The organism is Paludibacterium flexuosum (assembly GCF_037076605.1).
Taxonomy (GTDB): domain Bacteria; phylum Pseudomonadota; class Gammaproteobacteria; order Burkholderiales; family Chromobacteriaceae; genus Paludibacterium.
The window spans coordinates 58,017-77,829 of the sequence record NZ_AP029060.1 but is presented as its reverse complement, the minus strand read 5'-3'; the positions used below and the strand labels follow the sequence as shown (position 1 = coordinate 77,829).

The 19,813-nt window shown below is 61.0% G+C and carries 18 protein-coding genes and 3 tRNA genes; 8 read left to right on the top strand and 13 right to left on the bottom strand.

Going from position 1 to position 19,813, the window contains the following annotated elements:
* Positions 1–261: 261 nt before the first annotated feature.
* The 4 genes from clpB to AACH39_RS00370 all read right to left on the bottom strand — a co-directional run bounded on the left by clpB (position 262) and on the right by AACH39_RS00370 (position 4,023).
* Positions 262–2,841 (bottom strand): ATP-dependent chaperone ClpB, encoded by a 2,580-nt coding sequence (clpB, locus tag AACH39_RS00385; RefSeq protein ID WP_215776899.1) that lies wholly within the window; start codon positions 2,839–2,841, stop codon positions 262–264.
* A gap of 829 nt (positions 2,842–3,670) precedes the next feature.
* Positions 3,671–3,746, bottom strand: a tRNA-Thr gene (locus AACH39_RS00380).
* Positions 3,747–3,807: 61 nt separating this feature from the next.
* Positions 3,808–3,884: transfer RNA gene (locus tag AACH39_RS00375), tRNA-Pro, on the bottom strand.
* A gap of 62 nt (positions 3,885–3,946) precedes the next feature.
* Positions 3,947–4,023 (bottom strand) — tRNA-Pro (locus tag AACH39_RS00370).
* A 92-nt stretch (positions 4,024–4,115) separates the two neighbouring features.
* Here AACH39_RS00370 and AACH39_RS00365 point away from each other — a divergent pair.
* Positions 4,116–5,024, top strand: coding sequence for a recombination-associated protein RdgC (locus tag AACH39_RS00365; RefSeq protein ID WP_215776924.1), 909 nt, complete (start codon positions 4,116–4,118; stop codon positions 5,022–5,024).
* Between the two features lie 64 nt (positions 5,025–5,088).
* On the opposite strand, the gene AACH39_RS00360 is transcribed toward AACH39_RS00365, so the two are convergent.
* Both AACH39_RS00360 and AACH39_RS00355 read right to left on the bottom strand, forming a co-directional pair.
* Positions 5,089–5,859, bottom strand: a complete 771-nt coding sequence (locus tag AACH39_RS00360; RefSeq protein WP_338620664.1) for a class III extradiol ring-cleavage dioxygenase — start codon at positions 5,857–5,859, stop codon at positions 5,089–5,091.
* Positions 5,860–5,953: 94 nt separating this feature from the next.
* On the bottom strand, positions 5,954–6,892 hold the full coding sequence (locus tag AACH39_RS00355) for a dihydroorotate oxidase (RefSeq protein WP_215776929.1): 939 nt from the start codon (positions 6,890–6,892) through the stop codon (positions 5,954–5,956).
* Positions 6,893–7,047: 155 nt separating this feature from the next.
* Here AACH39_RS00355 and dcd point away from each other — a divergent pair, with 155 nt between their 5' ends.
* Complete coding sequence (gene dcd / locus AACH39_RS00350) at positions 7,048–7,617, top strand: dCTP deaminase (RefSeq protein WP_215776931.1); 570 nt, start codon at positions 7,048–7,050, stop codon at positions 7,615–7,617.
* A 275-nt stretch (positions 7,618–7,892) separates the two neighbouring features.
* Here the strand turns inward: dcd and AACH39_RS00345 are convergent, their stop codons facing one another.
* The 4 genes from AACH39_RS00345 to AACH39_RS00330 all read right to left on the bottom strand — a co-directional run bounded on the left by AACH39_RS00345 (position 7,893) and on the right by AACH39_RS00330 (position 10,304).
* A complete protein-coding gene (locus AACH39_RS00345; RefSeq protein WP_215776934.1) occupies positions 7,893–8,183 on the bottom strand; it encodes a hypothetical protein in 291 nt (96 codons plus the stop codon).
* A 104-nt stretch (positions 8,184–8,287) separates the two neighbouring features.
* Entirely contained in the window at positions 8,288–9,319 is a 1,032-nt protein-coding gene (locus AACH39_RS00340) for a histone deacetylase family protein (RefSeq protein ID WP_338620663.1), read from the bottom strand.
* Between the two features lie 101 nt (positions 9,320–9,420).
* Entirely contained in the window at positions 9,421–9,831 is a 411-nt protein-coding gene (locus AACH39_RS00335) for a YchJ family protein (protein WP_215776936.1), read from the bottom strand.
* Positions 9,828–10,304 (bottom strand): hypothetical protein, encoded by a 477-nt coding sequence (locus tag AACH39_RS00330; protein WP_338620662.1) that lies wholly within the window; start codon positions 10,302–10,304, stop codon positions 9,828–9,830. Before AACH39_RS00330 ends, AACH39_RS00335 begins: the two co-directional genes overlap by 4 nt.
* 112 nt (positions 10,305–10,416) lie before the next feature.
* Between AACH39_RS00330 and AACH39_RS00325 the strand changes: the two genes are divergently transcribed.
* A complete protein-coding gene (locus tag AACH39_RS00325; RefSeq protein ID WP_215776941.1) occupies positions 10,417–11,238 on the top strand; it encodes an ion transporter in 822 nt (273 codons plus the stop codon).
* A gap of 3 nt (positions 11,239–11,241) precedes the next feature.
* Here the strand turns inward: AACH39_RS00325 and AACH39_RS00320 are convergent, their stop codons facing one another.
* Positions 11,242–12,363: a glycerate kinase gene (locus AACH39_RS00320; protein ID WP_338620661.1), complete on the bottom strand. Its 1,122-nt coding sequence runs from the start codon at positions 12,361–12,363 to the stop codon at positions 11,242–11,244.
* Positions 12,364–12,474: 111 nt separating this feature from the next.
* On the bottom strand, positions 12,475–12,879 hold the full coding sequence (locus tag AACH39_RS00315) for a ProQ/FINO family protein (protein ID WP_215776945.1): 405 nt from the start codon (positions 12,877–12,879) through the stop codon (positions 12,475–12,477).
* Positions 12,880–13,559: 680 nt separating this feature from the next.
* On the opposite strand from AACH39_RS00315, the gene AACH39_RS00310 reads away from it, so the two are divergent.
* The 3 genes from AACH39_RS00310 to AACH39_RS00300 are packed head-to-tail and all read left to right on the top strand — an operon-like array spanning position 13,560 to position 16,010.
* Positions 13,560–14,426 (top strand): metal ABC transporter solute-binding protein, encoded by an 867-nt coding sequence (locus tag AACH39_RS00310; RefSeq protein ID WP_215776947.1) that lies wholly within the window; start codon positions 13,560–13,562, stop codon positions 14,424–14,426.
* Positions 14,427–14,431: 5 nt separating this feature from the next.
* A complete protein-coding gene (locus AACH39_RS00305) occupies positions 14,432–15,226 on the top strand; it encodes an ABC transporter ATP-binding protein (protein WP_215776949.1) in 795 nt (264 codons plus the stop codon).
* Positions 15,219–16,010, top strand: a complete 792-nt coding sequence (locus AACH39_RS00300) for a metal ABC transporter permease (RefSeq protein ID WP_215776951.1) — start codon at positions 15,219–15,221, stop codon at positions 16,008–16,010. The genes AACH39_RS00305 and AACH39_RS00300 overlap by 8 nt, the downstream gene beginning before the upstream one ends.
* On the opposite strand, the gene AACH39_RS00295 is transcribed toward AACH39_RS00300, so the two are convergent.
* Positions 15,989–16,405, bottom strand: a complete 417-nt coding sequence (locus tag AACH39_RS00295; RefSeq protein ID WP_215776953.1) for an OsmC family protein — start codon at positions 16,403–16,405, stop codon at positions 15,989–15,991. The two genes, AACH39_RS00300 and AACH39_RS00295, sit on opposite strands and share 22 nt — an antisense overlap.
* Positions 16,406–16,546: 141 nt before the next feature.
* Here AACH39_RS00295 and tsaD point away from each other — a divergent pair, with 141 nt between their 5' ends.
* Positions 16,547–17,572, top strand: coding sequence for a tRNA (adenosine(37)-N6)-threonylcarbamoyltransferase complex transferase subunit TsaD (gene tsaD / locus AACH39_RS00290; RefSeq protein ID WP_338620660.1), 1,026 nt, complete (start codon positions 16,547–16,549; stop codon positions 17,570–17,572).
* Between the two features lie 40 nt (positions 17,573–17,612).
* On the top strand, positions 17,613–19,526 hold the full coding sequence (locus tag AACH39_RS00285; RefSeq protein WP_338620659.1) for an ATP-binding cassette domain-containing protein: 1,914 nt from the start codon (positions 17,613–17,615) through the stop codon (positions 19,524–19,526).
* Positions 19,527–19,813 lie beyond the last annotated feature (287 nt).

Genomic DNA, 19,813 nt, shown 5'->3' with positions numbered 1-19,813 from the left:
GAACTGATTTCTTCCCGGCCCGGGCCGGTTTGGGCAATGGCATCGATCACGGTGGCTCGTTCTATTTTGTAAACGTTATCAAACACAGAGTTAACTGATTGGCGCGAATCATAACCATGCGCTTACAAGTCGTGCAATAGTGCGTGAAATCGTTTTCCAAACCGACTGAACATTCTGACAGCCAAGCTATTGATCGTCCGGCAGAAAGGCAAAAAAAAGCCCGCCGAACGCTGCGGCGGGCTTTAAATTACTTGTTATAAATTATTCAAAAACCAACTGTTCTCCGCGTGCATCGATCAGCACGGTATCCTTCGGTGCATATTTGCCGCCGAGTATGGCCTTGGCCAGCGGGTTTTCGATCTCGTTCTGGATCGCCCGCTTCAGCGGTCGCGCCCCATACACCGGATCAAAGCCAGCCTCGGCCAGCACGGACAAGGCGCTGTCGCTGACTTGCAGGTTGAGATCGAGCTTGGCCAGACGGGCTTCCAGCGCCTTGAGCTGAATGCGGGCAATCGAGCGGATATGCCGTTCGTCCAGGGCATGGAACACCACCACGTCGTCGATCCGGTTGATGAACTCCGGCCGGAAGTAGTTCTTCACCTCGGCCATGACCGCCAGCTTGATGACCTGATAGTCGTCGGTCGACATCGCCTGGATCTGCTGGCTGCCGATATTGGAAGTCATTACCACCACGGTGTTCTTGAAATCCACCGTGCGCCCCTGGCCATCGGTCAGGCGACCATCGTCCAGCACCTGCAGCAGGATGTTGAACACATCGGGATGTGCCTTCTCCACCTCATCGAGCAGGATCACGCTATAGGGCTTGCGTCTGACCTGCTCGGTCAGATAGCCACCCTCTTCGTAACCGACATAGCCCGGGGGGGCGCCGATCAGACGCGCCACCGAATGCTTCTCCATGTACTCGGACATGTCGATGCGGATCAGGTGATCCTCCGAATCGAACAGGAAGCCGGCCAGGGCCTTGCACAGCTCGGTCTTGCCGACGCCGGTCGGGCCGAGGAACAGGAAACTGCCATACGGGCGATTCGGGTCGCCCAGGCCGGAGCGCGAACGACGGATGGCATCCGAGACGACATTGACCGCCTCATCCTGGCCGATCACCCGCTGATGCAGGGCTTCTTCCATATGCAGCAGTTTTTCGCGCTCGCCGGTCAGCATTTTCGAGACCGGAATGCCCGTCATGCGGCTGACCACCTCGGCAATTTCTTCGGTACCGACCAGGGTACGCAGCAGGCGATTGGGCGTGGCGCCCTTGCCTGTGCCTGCCGCTTCGGCATCCTTCAGCTGTGACTCGAGCTGCGGCAGCTTGCCGTACTGCAGCTCGGCCAGTTTTTGCCAGTCGCCGCGACGCTTGAGATCTTCCATCTCGCTCTTGAGACGGTCGATTTCTTCCTTGATGGTCTGGCTGCCCTGGGCGCTGGCCTTTTCGGCCTTCCAGATTTCTTCCAGATCGGAGTATTCCTGCGTCAGACGCGTGATCTCTTCTTCAATCAGTGCCAGACGCTTGGCCGAGGCTTCGTCGCTCTCCTTGCGCACCGCTTCGCGCTCGATCTTCAGCTGGATCAGGCGGCGATCCAGCTTGTCCATCTCTTCCGGCTTGGAATCCAGCTCCATCTTGATGCGGCTGGCCGCCTCATCAATCAGGTCGATGGCCTTGTCCGGCAGGAAGCGGTCGGTGATATAGCGCTGCGACAGCTCGGCGGCGGCCACGATGGCCGGATCCGTGATTTCCACCCCGTGGTGAATCTCGTACTTCTCTTTCAGGCCGCGCAGGATGGCGATGGTGTCCTCGACAGTCGGCTCGTCCACCATGACCTTCTGGAAGCGGCGCTCCAGTGCGGCATCTTTTTCGATGTATTTGCGATATTCATCCAGTGTGGTAGCACCAAGGCAATGCAATTCGCCACGCGCCAGCGCCGGCTTGAGCATATTGCCGGCATCCATGGCCCCTTCGGCCTTGCCCGCGCCAACCAGGGTATGGATTTCGTCGATGAAGATCAGGGTATTGCCTTCGTCCTGGGCCAGATCGGTCAGCACAGCCTTCAGCCGTTCCTCGAACTCGCCGCGATATTTGGCGCCGGCCAGCAGGGCGGCCAGGTCGAGCACGAGCAGGCGCTTATGCTTCAGGCCTTCCGGTACTTCGCCATTGACGATGCGTTGCGCCAGACCTTCGACGATGGCGGTCTTGCCGACACCAGGTTCACCGATCAGCACCGGGTTATTCTTGGTGCGGCGCTGTAGTACCTGAATAGCACGGCGGATTTCATCATCGCGGCCGATGACCGGATCCAGCTTGCCCTGACGGGCGCGCTCGGTCAGGTCAAGGGTGTATTTCTTCAGGGCTTCACGCTGACTTTCAGCATCCTGAGATGCCACAGCCTGGCCGCCGCGTACGGCATCGATCGCAGCCTCCAGCGCCGCGGTCGTCGCACCCTGCTCCTTGAACAGCCGCGCCAGCTCGCTCTTGTCCTGGCTGAGTGCCAGCAGGAACATTTCGCTGGCGACAAACTCGTCGCCGCGTTTCATGGCGGCCTTGTCGGCCAGATTGAGCAGATTGGCCAGATCCCGTGACACGGTGATCTCGCCGCCGGTCCCCTGAACGCGCGGCAGCCGCTCGACAGCCGCCTTGGTGGCATGCTTCAGACCGGGAACATTGACACCGGCCCGCGCCAGCAAACCGGCCACACCACTTTCCGCATCTTCCAGCATGGCCAGCAGCAAATGGGCCGGCTCGATAAAACCGCACTCGCGCGCAATCGCCAGGCTCTGGGCATCGCCCAGCGACTGCTGCAATTTGGTTGTCAGTTTGTCAAAGCGCATCATGCACTCCTGTCAATCGTTGATAAGCAATAGTTTGGGCAGCGCCGGGAACATTTCAAGGGCAGACTCAGCACACTGGGGACGGGAAAAGAAAATGGCCCGGATGACACCGGGCCAGAATCTTCACTGAGGGTTGGCGATCAGGCTTGTTTCGGGCCACTTTTGACCGCCGCGATGGCCGCTCCTGCGGCAGCGCCGACAGCAACGCCTTGCCAGGAACGGGAGCTCGTACCATAAATGGCGCCCTGCAACGCCGAATCAACCACAGCCCCCAACCGCGCCCCGCCACCGCCATGGGCATGTGAGGGCGTGGACGTGGCCGGGTAGCATCCGGCATGGCAGCCCCCGGTGACTTTCTGCAGATCATTAACATGAAGCGTATGCATGGCAATTACCTCCAAATGTTCATGATGCTGGTTTGAAAACACCTGTGCGTTCCAGATACCAGATCACGCAACTCACTGCGCATCCGATCATCACCGACAGAGGAAGCCGACTCACCCAGTTCGCCAGACTCAGACACTCAAAACCGCATCGACTGGCGAAAATCAGCTGGTCAGCCACCACAACCCGAAGAAGTACGGATAAAACGCACTGTTCTTGCATATCTACATTCCCCCAAGGTCAGGCTTAGTCTGAGCGGTTGAGACAAAGCACATCAGAGGAAATTGGAGTGCCGCGGATCAGACTGGTTCGACACCAGGCGGCGGAAACCGAACCAAATGCCAGCGATTCCGCTGCAAAACATGGCCGAGGACATCAGCAGACAGGGACAAGGATGAAAATGAAAAAAGGTCAGACCGCTTGCGGCTGACCTTTTTGATCGAGATGGTGCCGGTAAGAGGAGTCGAACCCCCGACCTTCGCATTACGAATGCGCTGCTCTACCAACTGAGCTATACCGGCATCCAAACTTGGTAAAAAAGCCTTGAACGCGCATCCGCTTGATCAAGGCTTTTTTGTGTCCTGGTCGGGGTGAGAGGATTCGAACCTCCGGCCTCTACGTCCCGAACGTAGCGCTCTACCAGGCTAAGCTACACCCCGTTTCCTGCGTTTCGCAAGAGACACGCAATGTACAGCATTTCGTGTCTTAACACAAGCCTTTTTGGTCGGGGTGAGAGGATTCGAACCTCCGGCCTCTACGTCCCGAACGTAGCGCTCTACCAGGCTAAGCTACACCCCGTCTTCCAAATTGGCAGCTCCGAGAAATCTGACGACTGCCCCGCTTTCTGCGGTACAATCCAGCTCCCAGAGGACGCGCATTATGAAACAATTATGTGGTTTAAGCAACTCTCATTTTATCGACTGAACGACCAATCCGTTCCGGATAGCGCGCAACTTTCTGCTGCGCTTGAAAAATCACCCTTTCAGCCCTGCACCGGTCTCGACTGGTTCAGCGAAGGCTGGGTGAATCCGGCCCATCATCTCGACTTGCCGGTTTTTGGCGCCCGACAGCGCCTGCTGGTCTCGCTCAAGCGCGAGGACAAGGTACTGCCCGGTGCCGTGATCCGCGATTTTGTCGAACTCAAGGCAAGTGAAATTGAAGCGGCAGAGCATCGCAAGGTCGGCCGCAAGGAAAAACAGGCCCTGAAGGAACAGATCACCGACGACTTGCTGCCGCGCGCCTTTACCCGCGCCAGCCGCCTGTCTGCCTATCTGGACACCGAACGCCGCTGGCTGATGGTCGACTCGGGCACGGCCAGCAAGGCCGAAGCGCTGGTCAGCAAGCTGCGCGAGGCGCTGCCGCCCTTCCCTGCCGCGCTGCCGCGCACGCAGATCGCGCCGCATACCGCCATGACTGACTGGCTGGCTGCCGGCGAAGCACCGGCAGGCTTTGAGCTCGATGCCGACTGCGAACTGAAGGACAGCAGCGAAAACGGTGCCGTGGTGCGCTGTGTACGCATCGACCTGACCAGCGAGGAAATCCGCCAGCACATCGCCACCGGCAAGCAGGTGACCAAGCTGGGACTGATCTGGAAGGAACGCGTGCGCTTCATGCTGACCGACACGCTGCAACTGAAGCGCATTCAGTTTCTCGACGTGATTCAGGACGAGGCCAGCCACGCCGGTGATGACAGCGCCAGCCTGTTTGAGGCGACTTTCACACTGATGAGTGAAGAGCTGGGCGACCTGGTTGAAGCACTGATCGAAGCGCTGGGCGGACTGGAAGGCGAACCCGCCTGAGACTGACGCCATGCAAAAAAGCCCGTGCATCTTTCTGCACGGGCTTTTTTTTTGCCGCCATGGATCAGTCGAAGCGCCAGATCGCCATCGAAAGGCCGCCAAAGCGCCAGTCGTCATGCACGCGGCGTGGCGCGATGCCATCACTGGCCGCCCCCAGGGCAATGAAGAGCGGCAGGAAATGCTCATCGCTCGGATGTGCCTGCAGGGCATGAGGCGCTTGCGTTGCCCAGGCATCAAGCATGTCGTCCTGACGCTGAAGCAGACGCTGATCGACCCAGTCAGCAAACTCCAGCGCCCAGGCGGGCGGTGCACTGCCATCCGGCTGCATCATCCACAAGTTATGGGTATAGCTGCCGGAAGCCATGATCAGCACATTCTCGGCACGCAGCGGACGCAGGGCACGACCCAGCGAGCGCAAGCCGGCCTCATCCAGATTGGCAGGCAGAGACAGGTTGATGACCGGGATGTCCGCTTGCGGGTACAAGCGCATCAACGGCGTCCAGGCACCATGATCCAGCCCGCGCACAGCATCTTCCGCCACCTCGAAACCCTGCGCCGCCAGCAGCTGACGCAACTGGCTCACCCGACCGGCGTCTGTGCGGGCCGGATAGTTCAGGGTATACAGCACGCGCGGGAAGCCGCCGAAATCGTGAATGGTGGCTGGCTGCGGGGCAGAGCCGATCAGCAGGCCATGGCTTTGCCAGTGTGCCGAAATGACGATAATGGCGTCCGGACGCGGTTCGGCTTCACCCCAGCGCTCAAGAAAGCGGGTGGTCGGGGTATCCTCCAGTGCCAGGGTCGGGGCACCATGCGAGACAAACAGTGCGGGTTGCATAAACAGGTTTCCGGTTAGTTCTAATTGATTTAATCATAGTACGAACAATCTCACAAACAAACCAACCGGTTGTGCCTGAATTGTTTACCAATAATTAGCAATCCAGGGTTTTCAATTTCCCCCGGAAATCAGCCAGGCACTGATAACCCTTGCGTTGCATCAGTTCGATCAACTCACTCTCAATGCGGGCAAAGGCCGCTACGCCCTCTTCATGCAGGCAGGTTCCGATCTGCACGGCCGTGGCGCCGCACAACAGATGCATGAAGGCTTCCGCCCCGCTCTTGATCCCGCCGCAACCGATGACGTGCTTTTCCGGCATCAGGCGCGAGAACTCGCGCACATTGGCCAGCGCGGTAGGCAGGACATAATCCCCGCCCAGCCCACCCAGACCGCCCTTGGGACGAATCAGCGTGGACTCACTCTCCAGGTCGACCAGCAGGCCGTTGCCGACCGAGTTGATGCAGGTAACAAAGCGCAGACCGTCGAAGCGATTGAGCAAGGCCGCCATCTGGGCAAAGTGCACCGGATCGAAGTACGGTGGCAACTTGACACCGAAGGGATGCGGATAGACCTGGCTGATTTGTTCCAGCGCCTCGGCAGTCGCGGCGAAGTCGTACGCCAGCTGCGGCTTGCCGGGCAGGTTCGGGCAAGAGAGATTCACTTCCGGCAGGCAAGGCAGGTTGAGCGCGCGCAAGGCGGTCAGCATTTGCAGATTGTCGTCCAGCGACATCCCCGAGATCGAAACAAACAGGGGCTTGCGGTAGTCGAACTGCCGGGCGTAATCGAAATAGTATTGATAGCCTTCGTTCGGCAGGCCCATCGAGTTGATGCTGCCCAACGGCGTGGCGCGATAACGCGGCTCGGGATTGCCCTCCCGCGGCAGCAGGGTGCAGCTCTTGGTGATCAGCGCACCGGCGGCCGATCCGGCCACGGCATCCAGTTCTTCGCGGGTACGGCACATGACCCCGGAGGCATTGTAGAGCGGGGATGCCATAGAGAGCCCCAACCATTCGAGTGACAAGTCCACCGCCATGAATTTCTCTCCTGCGTGCAATGAAAAAGACTGGCAGTATGCCACAGCGCACCGGCGTACGATTTGACCTGAGCCATAAGCCTCAGGCGAGGCTGGCGCAGACGCCGGGCAAACAGGTAGAATCACCCCTATTTACCTTCAGGATACTTACGGCAATGAGCATCAAATCCGACAAATGGATTCGCCGCATGGCAGAAGAACACGGCATGATCGAACCGTTCGAAGCCGGTCAGATCAAGAACGTGGATGGCCAGAAGGTAATCTCCTACGGCACCTCGAGCTATGGCTACGATATTCGCTGCGCCGACGAGTTCAAGGTATTCACCAACATCAACAGCAGCATCGTCGACCCGAAAAACTTCGACCCCAATTCCTTCGTCGAAGTCTCCGGCAAGGGCTACTGCCTGATTCCGCCGAACTCCTTCGCGCTTGCGCGCACGGTCGAGTACTTCCGCATTCCGCGCCAGGTGCTGACGGTCTGCCTCGGCAAGTCCACCTACGCCCGTTGCGGCATCATCGTCAACGTGACGCCGTTCGAACCGGAATGGGAAGGCTATGTGACGCTGGAGTTCTCCAACACCACACCGCTGCCGGCAAAGATCTATGCCAACGAGGGCGTGGCACAGGTGCTGTTCTTCGAATCGGATGAAGAGTGTGATGTGTCTTACCGTGACCGTCAGGGCAAGTACATGGGGCAAAGCGGCGTGACGCTGCCGAAACCCTGAGTCGGTGCACCGTCCCCGCCAAAAGCCGCACACCGTGCGGCTTTTGTCATTTTATCAAACACTTAGCAACAAAAAACCCCATTTGTCACTACGCATTTTTGTCCGGGTGTCCTACGATGAACAAGGGTGGTGACTCTGCACACACCACCCTGACGCCTACAGGCGTCTTCTTGAGGCGTTGCGGTTCCCCCTTGCCGCCACGTCTTTTTTTTGCCCGCACAACGACAAAAAACAACCGGCGCCTGGCGCCGGTTGTTTTTGACCCGAGATCACATTCAGAAACAACATTGTGATCCGGCAGCCTCCCTGGCCGCCTTCGCCAACATGGCCAGATCGTCGTCCAGTCCATGATGAATATCCGCCAGCGCCGAACGCAAAATCACAAAAGCCAGATGCGCCGGCTCACAATCGAACACATCGGCCAGCGCCTTGAGTTCGTGACAAGTTTGCAGATCCATCGGCATCTGCAGCGCGTGAGGCACCTCGGCAAACAACAGTTTGCGCGCCGTGGCCTCTCCACGGCAGGCTTCGAGCTCGGCCAGCAGGCCGGTTAATGCTTCTCCCATGATGCTCACCTCCATGTTGCCATTGCCCCCGCTCGAATTCTTTTATAGAAGCATAGCCCGTCTGCGATCGATATTCTGACGGATCGGGGCCGGCTTGATCCGACTCAAATGCTTGATTCGAAAGCAGTTAGCACATTGACGGCATTCATGCCGATCGGCTCGACCGCGTAGCCGCCCTCGAGGCAGAACAGCGCCGGAATACCCAGCCGGCCCAGACGTTCGCCCAGACGCAGGAAATCCTCGCTCTGCAGGGCAAATTTCGAAATCGGGTCACCGACAAAGGCATCCACCCCGAGGGAAATCACCAGCGCGTCCGGCGCAAAACGGCCGATGCGTCCACAAGCCAGTTCAAGCGCGGCAAACCAGCTGTCCACATCACTGCCCGCCGCCAGCGGATAGTTGACGTTGTAGTCCAGCCCCTCCCCTTCGCCGCATTCGTCGGCAAAACCGAGGAAGAAGGGATATTCGGTACGCGGATGGCCATGAATCGACAAGAACAGCACATCACTGCGACGGTAGAAGATGTCCTGCGTACCATTGCCATGGTGATAGTCGACGTCCAGTACCGCGACGCGCCGGGCACCGTTCTGACGCAGATGCTGGGCGGCAATGGCCGCATTGTTGAAGAAGCAATACCCGCCACAGTAGTCACGTGCCGCGTGATGGCCCGGCGGACGGGTCAGGGCAAAGGCCGCACGCTGCCCGGCCAGCAGGGCATCGGCCCCCGACAGCGCCACATCGGCCGCCGCACAGATCGCCGGCCAGGTACCGGCGGTGATCGGCGTGCCGCAATCCATCGAGTAGTAACAGAGCTGACCTTCGACATGCTCCGGTACCGCCTGGCGCATGCGACGGATCTGCCACATCTTGGGCAGCGCATCATAATCCCGCCCGAGCGCCTGCCAGCGCTGCCAGGCGCTCTGCAAAAAGGTGACATAACCGGCATCATGCACGGCGAGTACCGGGTCCAGCCCGTGAGACCGGGGTGGCAAGACCTCGCCCAGTGCGGTCGCACGCACCCGTTCCAGCACCATATCGGCACGGGAAGGCATCTCGAAACAGGGCACCAGCGTACCGGCATACAATTCGGTACGACCATGATGCTGGCGGTGGATATCGGAATAGAAAGTCTGCATGGGGCAATCCTGACAACAACAGCGAAGCAAACGATGTTCGTGCCGGCAGGAAGGCAGGTCAAGCACAGCGAGGCCAAACCTTGCGGCGGCGCAAGGGCCGCTTATTCGCTCACATCACCGTCACGGTAATACCAGCGGCCATCCACGGCGACAAAGCGGCTGGTTTCGTGCATCCGCCCCGCCCGGCCACCCAGCTTGTAGCGGGCGACGAATTCGACCACGCCTTCCTGATCGCCGGGCTGCCCGCCCACCGTGCGCAGCACCTCCAGGCTGATCCACTTCAGACCAGGATCATCCTCGGACAGGTCCAGCCGGTCCGGGCGCGTATCGGCGTGCCAGCTCGCCAGCAGATAATCGACGGCCTGACGGGTATAGGCGACATAGCGCGAGCGCATCAGCGCCTCGGCACTCGGTGCAGGGGTTTCGGGATGGTCGACATAGCGGCCGCAGCATTGCGCATAAGGTGCGGACAGGCCGCAAGGGCACGGGGCATCAACAGTCTTGCGCTTCATGGCCGGGAAGCATCCAGCAGGGGAAGATTGAACAATTGCATGAGGAAATTGGTAAAGGCCGGGTCGGCCGGGCGATTGCGCATCCCCGGCCACAGGCGTTGCCAGTCGCGCAGCTTCATTTCCATGCGCGAATGAGACTCTTCGGCCGTCATGCGGCCACTGTCGCGCTGCGCCGCCAGATAACGATAGGTCGCGAAGGTGGAGTCGTCGATACGGTTGGACCCGGCGACGCGCACGCGGAAGGTATTGAGCTCGTCGGCCGCTTCCAGCCGGGTCAGGTGCCCCTGCTCGACTTCGCCGGCCAGACGATTGGCCTCACGGAAAATCAGCGGCGTCCGTGATGGCGGCTGCAATGCACTGCCACGCACGGTCGCAGAACGGCCACCGGACTGTACCGGTGCAGCGGACTGCTTGAGGCTGCCGCAGGCAGACAACAGCAGCGAAAACAGCAACAGGGTCGTCAGCGCTCTCATGCCCGGAGTGTAATACAATATCATCAGCAAAAGGGAACCATTGCGACCGCACTGGTGAAAGCCGCGTCACGGCTGGCTTTGCCGCCCATCACAACAGCCGGGTTACTCATCCATGACCACTAGCGACATGCCCGGCGCCCCCTGGCGCCAGAAGCTCTACACGCTGTTTTTCGAACCGGACAGCTGGCGTGGCCGGCTGTTCGATCAAGTCCTGATCATCGCCATTCTGCTGTCGGCGCTGACCGTGACGCTGGAAAGTGTTCAAAGCATCCGCCGACAATACGCCGGCCTGCTGCACGGTCTGGACTGGGGGCTGACCATCCTGTTCACCATCGAGTACCTGCTGCGTCTGCTGTGTGCCCCGCGCCCGGCCCGCTATGCCCGCAGCTTTTTCGGCATCGTCGATCTGCTGGCGATCCTGCCGCAGTACATCGCCCTGTTCGTACCGGAAAGCCGCTTCCTGTCTTCGGTGCGCATCCTGCGCCTGTTGCGCATGTTCCGGGTCTTCAAGCTCACGCGCTACCTGGGTGTGGCACAGCAGTTGCGCGACGCCCTGCAGGCCAGCCGGCGCAAGATCACGGTGTTTCTGGTCGTGGTGATGATGATGGTGATGGTGCTGGGCTCGCTGATGTATGTCATCGAGGGGGAAGAGAACGGCTTTACCAGTATCCCGGTGAGCATTTACTGGGCCATCGTTACCCTGACCACGGTCGGATTCGGCGACATCACCCCCAAGACACCGCTCGGCCAGTCACTGGCCAGTCTGGTGATGATTCTCGGCTACGGCATTATTGCGGTGCCCACCGGCATTGTCAGTGTGGAAATCGGCAAGGCCCGCCCGTCGGCATTACGCTGCCCGGACTGCGGGCTGGACAGGCACGACCAGGACGCCCGCCACTGCAAGCGCTGCGGCCACAAACTGGCCCCGCAGTAAAGCTCAGCGGGATGGCGCATGGCGGGCGCTTGCCAGCACAAGGCGTGCCAGCTGCTCACTGGTTTCACTGATCAGCGTCGCCGCATTGGCCTTGGCATAGGCGATGGTCATCGGCCCGCGACAGAGAGAAAACAAACCATCAAAGGCCTGTGACAAGGCAGGATGTGACTCGATACCTCCGGAGATCAGACAGACAGGGATACCCGCCAGACGGGCGCGACGCGCCACTTCGAGAGGCGCCTTGCCATTCAGGGTCTGGGCATCGGTTCTGCCCTCCCCCGTCACGACCCAGTCTGCCCCGGCCAGCGCGGCATCCAGCCGGCAACGTTCGGCGACCGCCTGCGCGCCACGGCACAGCGTCCCGCCAAGCCACTGCAGGGCAAAGCCAAGACCACCGGCCGCTCCGCTTCCCGGCCTTTCTGCCAGGGAGCCCCCCGCCAGAGAGGCCAGCTGCCCCAGCAGCGCCTCAAGGCGCTCACCGTCTTCAGCCCCCGCGCCCTTCTGGCGTCCAAAAACCCGTGTAGCCCCCTGCTCGCCCAGCAAGGGATTGTCGACATCACTCCAGACCTCCAGCGGCACCTGCGCCAATCGCGCATCCAGTCCGGAGAGATCGACGGCCGCCACCGCCTGCAAGCCCTGCGGCGTAGCATCCAGCGCCTGCCCGTGATCATCGAGCCAGACCGCCCCCAGCGCCGCCAGACAGCCCGCCCCGCCATCATTGGTGCCGGAGCCTCCCAACGTCAAAATCAGTCGCCGGCACCCGGCATCCAGACAACCGCGGATCAACTGACCGACACCACGACTGCTGCGACACATCAGGGGCGTGCCCGCGGCCAGCGTCAGCCCGATGATGCGAGCCACCTCGATCACGGCGGTGCCATCCGGCAACAACAGGCAATCGGTCTGCCGCTGGCGCCCGGTGAGATCTTCTGCCGGCAGACGCAACCAGCGCCCGCCCAGCGTATGTTGCAATACCGACAGCGTCCCCTCTCCGCCATCGGCCATGGGCTGCAAGGTGCATTGTGCGCCGGGATCTGCACGCAGAATGCCGGCCGCCATCGCCCTGGCCACCTGTTGCGCGGACAGGCAGCCTTTATAGGCATCCGGAGCGAGTAACCAATGCATGAGGCACCTCGTCAAAGACGGCCTGACTGCCACGGCAGCAGACCCGGGACCCACCGGCAGACAACAAAAAAGCCACCGCAATGAGGGGCGGTGGCTTTCCGTACGGCGGGCTTACTCGCCGCTGGCCGGCGGCACAGCGTCTGCCGCAGGTTCCGGCACCGGCGCAGCCGGCTTGGGCAGGGACTGCAGCTCGGCGGCCTTCTTTTCTTCCGGCTTGACCTCGCCGGACGGCTTGCCTGCCAGGTCAAAGCGCTTGCCGCCACGGGCCACCGACTTGATGTAGCGCGGCTTGCGGCAATGGTTGGCGACCACCCGAGCAATCAGTACCGGATCAAACTGTGGCAGGGCTGCAATCAGGCTCTCGTGAATACCCAGCGCCAGAGGGCGGAACTGGCGAAACACTTCAAACTTGTTGTAGACATGCTCCGCGATCATCTCGGTCTGCTTTTTCTTGCTCAGACTCTGTACAGCGGATTTGAGAGCGGCGCCCAGTGCCGTTTCAGTATTTGGCTTCATGAACTTCAATCTAGTCGGTTAGTGCTTCGGGCAGCATGGCCACCCGTCTGCGGTCTGAACTGTGCATCGATACAAACCGTTGCCACATGGTCGCCATCAGCAGCAATGGCAAAGCGCGTATCTTATGTCAAAACCCGGGAAAAAGCGAAGACGCCCGGTGTTTTTTCGGCCAGCCGAGGCAAAAATGTGCCAGTCGGCCAATCGGCACGCGCGCCGGCCCCCTTCTGCGCGGTATACGCCTGGCGGCGAGGCGTGCTCACGGAGAGATGTCTGCCCATCGGTGTTGCCTAAGTGCAATTCACTGCCTTTTAAAGATCAAGCCAGCCAAATCAACTGCTTCACGCAACAAACCCAGCTAATGGGACCACTATTAGTTTCATGCATAGCAATTAAACCCAGGTTAACTCCCCGCCTAATATTCGATTTTGCGACAATATTTTATGTTTAAATGCTCAAATTTGCTGCTTCCCCAGCAATTCGGGCAAGATCAGGCTGTCTTTCGCCAACACGAGAGGCTGCTCCGTACAGATGGGTTCGGGAGCAGATTTGAGCTGGAGAACTAACGTCTTGTGAGCCGCCTGCGCGGCTCATTTTTTTTGTCCCTGCGCCGCACGCATTGACGAATGAGTATGTTATACCGTAACATTTGCTATCCGTTATAACATAACACTGGAACCGTGATGACGCTGCTGCGCAAACTCCTCGGGCTAAGTGCCCTGCTGCTGGCCGCCTCGACCAGCATCGCCGCCAACCAGACCATCCAGGTGGTGGCCGCGGAAAACTTCTATGGCGACCTGGCCCAGCAACTCGGCGGGACGCATGTCCAGGTCAGCAGCATCATGAGTAACCCGGAACAGGACCCCCATCTGTTCGAAGCCAGCCCGTCGACCGCGCGCGCCCTCAGCCAGGCCAGGCTGGTCATTTACAATGGCGTCGATTACGACCCGTGGATGAACAAACTGCTGGCAGCCGGCAAAAATGCACAGCGCAAAGTCGTTGTGGCAGGCAGCCTGCTGGGCAAGAAATCCGGCGACAACCCGCACCTCTGGTATGATCCTGCCACCATGCCGGCACTGGCCCGCACGATCAGCACCCAGCTGCAGCAGCTGGACCCGGCTCATGCGGCCGACTACAAGCAGCATCTGGCGCAGGTCCTGACCAGCCTGAAGCAGATTGACCAGCGCATCGCTGCCATGAAGACTCGTCATGCCGGCAAGGCCGTCACCGCCACCGAACCGGTGTTCAGCTATATGGCTGGCGCGCTGGGCCTGATCATGCGCAACGAACGCTTCCAGCTGGCCGTCATGAATGGAACCGAACCACGGGCAGGAGATATCGCCGCTTTCGAGCGAGACCTGAAAACCCGACAGGTCCGCGTACTGCTTTACAACAACCAGGCCAGCGACGCCTCCGCCAAGCGCATGCAGCAACTCGCACTGAAGGCCGGCGTGCCGGTGGTCGGCATCAGCGAAACCATGCCTGCCGGCAAACACTATCAGGACTGGATCCTGTCCGAACTGGATACGCTGGACAAGGCACTGAAATAATCCGCATGAACGTACTGCAACTTGACCGGGTCACGGTGTCTTTCCGTGACCGTCGCATCCTGGACGATGTCAGTCTGAGCATCGGCCAGGATCAATTCATTGGTGTGCTCGGCCCCAACGGTGCCGGCAAGACCACCCTGATGCGCACCATCCTCGGCCTGATCACACCAGAGTCCGGCCGCATTGCCGTCCTGGGTAGCCAGGGCCTGCGCGGCAACCCCGACATCGGCTACATGCCGCAGGTACGCAGCCAGAACGCCAGTCTGCGCCTGAGCGGCCGGGACTTCGTTGCCATTGCCCTCAACGGCCATCGCTGGGGCTGGCCGCGACTGGATCGCCAGCAGTGGCGCGAGGTTGATCGGGTGCTGACCCTGGTGGACGCACGCGAGCTGGCCCGCCGGCCGCTGATGGAGCTCTCCGGCGGCCAGCGCCAGCGTCTGCTGCTGGCCCAGGCCCTGATCGGCAACCCGCGCCTGCTGCTGCTGGACGAGCCGCTGGTCAGCCTTGACCCGCGCCACCAGCATGGGGTGATCGAGCTGGTACGCCAGGTTCGTGCCGAGCTGGGGATCACGGTCCTGTTCAGTGCGCACGAGCTCAACCCGTTGCTGCCGGTCATCGATCAGGTGCTGTACCTCGGCCATGGCAAGGTGGCACTCGGCACGGTCGATCAGGTCATCCAGCCGGCGGTATTGTCGCGACTGTATGGTGCCCCCATCGATGTCGTGCGCCACAACGGCCGCATTTTCGTCATGTCCGGCGAAGTGGACGTGGAAAAAGAGGATCACTGTCACGATGCTTGACTACGATTTCATGCAAAACGCCCTGATGGCGGGCGGAATTGTCGCCCTGCTGGCGGGCATCGTCGGCTATTTTCTGGTGCTGCGCGGGCAGACCTTCGCCGGTCATGCCCTGTCGCACGTCGGCTTTGCCGGTGCCACCGGCGCCGCCCTGATTGGACTGTCGCCGATGGGCGGCCTGGTTGCCGTCACCCTGGCCGGCGGCATGGCCATGGGCTATATGGGTGACCGCCTGCAGGGCAGCGACATCGCCATCGGCTCGGTACTGTCACTGTCCCTCGGCCTGGGCATGCTGTTCCTGCATTTCTATACCAGCTACGCCACCCAGGCGACGGCCCTGCTGTTCGGCAACGTCCTCGGCGTCAGCAGCGACACGCTCTGGTGGCTGGCCTTGCTGGCCGTGATCAGCCTGGTCTTGCTGGCCGTGCTGGCCAGACCCCTGCTGTTTGCCAGCCTGCAGCCCGAGCTGGCAGAAGCCAAGGGCGTTTCCCTGCGCCTGGTGTCGATGCTGTTTCTCGGCATCGTGGCGCTGGCCACCGCCGAATCGGTACAGATCGTTGGTGTGCTGCTGGTCTTTACCCTGATGGTCGGCCCCGGCGCCACCGCCCAGAAGCTCACCAGCCGCCTGGGCGCCGGCATCCTGCTATCCGGTCTGATCGCCCTGGGCGAAACCTGGCTGGGGATTACCCTGGCCTACTTCACCGACTGGCCGACCAGTTTCTGGATCACCCTGCTCAGCGCACTGGCCTACCTGCTGGCGTCCCTTCAGGCTTCACGCAACACATAGTCGTGCGTGATCTCGGCGGTCTTGCCCAGCATGATCGATGCCGAGCAGTACTTTTCCGCCGACAAAGACAGGGCGCGCTCCACCACCTCGGGTTTGAGATCGCGCCCGGTCAGTTCGAAATGAAAATGAATGCGGGTAAAGACCTTCGGATCCGTGTCGGCCCGCTCCGCCTCGATCGCCACCTGGCAGTCCCGCACATCCTGACGCGCTTTTTTCAAAATCGTCATCACGTCATAGCTGGTACAGCCGGCCGTGCCCAGCAGTAACAGCTCCATCGGACGCGGACCGAGATTCCGCCCGCCGCCCTCCGGTGCGCCATCCATCACCACCGCATGACCACTGCCTGACTCACCGAGAAAGCACACCCCGTCCACCCATTTCAATGCTGCCTTCATGCTTTTGACCCTCTGAAATTCATGTGCAATGGCACGAAAGTATCACTATCGATTTGGGCGTTCAAAGATTCACCAGTAGAATGGAAAGCTTTCTTTGTTATAAAGAGCCTGTCAGCCCTTTTTTCAGGCGTCTGGAGCATCATGCTGGTACTGGGTATCGAATCTTCCTGCGACGAAACCGGCGTTGCGCTGTATGACAGCCAGCGCGGCCTGCTCGCGCACCAACTGCACACGCAAATGGCCATGCACGCCGAATACGGTGGCGTGGTACCGGAGCTGGCCAGCCGCGACCATATCCGCCGCGTCATTCCGCTGACCGAGGCCTGCCTGGCCGAGGCCGGCCTGACGCTGGCCGACCTGGATGCCGTGGCGTATACCAAGGGACCGGGGCTTGGCGGCGCCCTGCTGGTGGGCACCAGTGTGGCCAATGCACTGGCTTTCGGCCTGGGCATTCCGGTCATCCCCGTCCATCACCTGGAAGGACACCTGTTGTCACCGCTGCTGGCCGAGCCGCGTCCGGACTTCCCCTTCCTGGCCCTGCTGGTTTCCGGCGGACACACCCAGTTAATGGCCGTGCATGGTGTCGGCCGCTATGAAGTACTGGGCGAAACGCTGGACGATGCCGCCGGCGAGGCCTTCGACAAAACCGCCAAGCTGCTCGGGCTGGATTACCCGGGCGGACCGACCCTGTCGCGCCTGGCAGAAAGCGGGGACCCGCTGCGCTTTACCCTGCCGCGCCCGATGCTCAACTCGGCCGACCTGGACATGAGCTTTTCCGGCCTGAAGACCGCCGTACTGACCCTGGTCCGGCAGCAGGAAGCCGCGCTGGGTACGCTCGACGAACAGACGCGCAAGGATATCTGCCGCGCCTTCCAGGAGGCCATCGTCGAAGTGCTGTTGAAAAAATCGCTCAAGGCCCTGAAACAGACCGGCATGAAGCGTCTGGTGGTTGCCGGCGGCGTCGGTGCCAACCGTCAGCTGCGCGCGGCCCTGGACCAGGCCGCGGCCCGTCGCCGTTTCGAGGTCTTCTACCCGCCCCTGGCCCTGTGTACCGACAACGGCGCCATGATCGCCTTTGCCGGTGCCATGCGGCTGAAATACGCCGAGCCGGCAGCCGGCTTCAGCGTCAAGCCGCGCTGGGACCTGTCCAGCCTGCCGGCCGTCTAACCCTGATTGCCGGCCTCCCCGGGGGCCGGCCTGCAAACCGATGATACAAATCAAGAACCTCGCGCTGCGGCGCGGCCTGAAAGAACTGCTCAAAGATGCCAGCCTGACCCTTAATCCGGGCTACAAGGCCGGCCTGGTCGGCGCCAACGGCGTCGGCAAATCCAGTCTGTTTGCCCTGCTGATGGGTGAACTGCATGCCGATGCCGGCAGTGCCGACATCCCGCCCAACTGGGTGATTGCCCACGTCGCGCAGGAAACACCGGCACTGACGCAGAGCGCGCTGGACTTCGTACTGGATGGCGACCACGAACTGCGCACCCTGGAGCGCGATCTGGCCGCGGCAGAAGCCGCCGGCGATGGCATGGCCCAGGGGCATCTGCACGACGAAATGACCCGCATCGAGGCCTACAGCGCCCCGGCACGTGCAGCCCGGCTGCTCAACGGTCTGGGCTTCAGCACCGAGCAGCATGCCCGGCCGATCGCCAGCTTCTCCGGTGGCTGGCGCATGCGCCTGAACCTGGCCCAGGCACTGATGTGCCGCTCCGACCTGCTGCTGCTCGACGAGCCGACCAACCACCTGGATCTGGAAACCGTGTTGTGGCTGGAAGAATGGCTCAAGGGCTACCCGGGCACCCTGCTGGTCATCTCGCACGACCGCGACTTCCTCGATGCCATCTGCAGCCATATCGTGGAAATGGCCCAGCAAACCCTCTCGCTGTACACCGGCAACTACAGCCAGTTCGAGATCATGCGTGCCGAACGCCTGTCACGTCAGCAGTCCGACTTCGACAAGCAGCAGCGGGAAATCGCCCACCTGGAAAACTTTATCCGTCGCTTCAAGGCCAAAGCCTCCAAGGCACGCCAGGCTCAAAGCCGGGTCAAGGCGCTGGAGAAGCTGGAGCGCATTGCCCCGGCGCACGTGCACTCCCCGTTCGACTTTCACTTTGCCACCCCCGACAGCCTGCCCAACCCGCTGCTGCGCCTGGACGAGCTATCGGCCGGCTACGGTGAACGCACCATTCTGTCCCGGGTGTCCCTGTCGGTCGAGGCAGGCAGTCGCATCGGCCTGCTGGGCGTCAACGGCGCCGGCAAGTCGACCCTGGTCAAGGTACTGGCCGGCGAGTTGTCGCCCCTGCAAGGCCAGAGCATCACCTCGCCCACCATCCGCATCGGCTACTTCGCCCAACACCAGCTGGAACACCTGCGACTGGAAGAATCCCCCCTGTGGCACCTGCAAAAAAAAGCCCCGCAGGCACGCGAACAGGAGCTGCGCAGCTTCCTCGGCGGCTTCAACTTCCGCGGCGACATGGTCAATGACCCGGTGGGCCCGATGTCCGGCGGCGAAAAAGCTCGCCTGGCGCTGGCACTGATTGTCTGGGACAAACCCAACCTGCTGCTGCTCGACGAACCAACCAACCATCTGGATCTGGAAATGCGCCATGCGCTGACCATGGCCCTGCAGGACTTTGCCGGCGCCCTGCTGGTGGTATCGCACGACCGTGCCTTGCTGGAGTCCACCACCGACACCTTCTGGCTGGTGGCCGATGGCAGCGTACGCCCCTTCGACGGCGATCTGGAGGATTACCGCCAGTGGCGCCTGGCACAATTGTCCGAAGCACTGCGGCCTGCGGCATCCGAGGAACCAGCCGTCAACCGCAAGGAACAAAAGCGGCTGGAGGCAGAGAACCGGCAACGACTGTCACAGCAGCGCAAACCGTTGCAACAGCAGCTCAACAAGCTGGAAAAGGAACTGGAAACCCTGGGCAGCGAGAAGGCGGCACTGGACAGCTTCCTGTCGTCGGCCGAGGCCTACGAGGAAGCCAACCGCGAGCGCATGACCATCAGCATCAAGCGCCAGGGGGAGGTCAGTACGCGGCTGGCCGAGGTGGAGGAAGCCTGGCTGGGCGTACAGGAGGCTTTGGAACGCCTGGAGAACCCGGGAACAACAGGTTGACCCTCCCGGACGCAGGTCAAGCCATAACATGCCAAATCAGCCCGGTGCGCCACCACCGGGTTGCTCACAAGAACTTTGGGATAAGGCTGTGGATAAGCCTGTTAATTGCCTGTCCGGGCGAGATTTTGTGGCAGCGATCAATTTCTAGCCACCGACTGGATGCACTTAGTCAAAAATGGCGCGCAAAAGTTCCGCGCACCTCAAACAAAGACACAAAATAGTCCGGCCAACGCACATTGCAAAACTATTGTCATACACTTAAGACGTAAACGACTGATTTGGGTTGC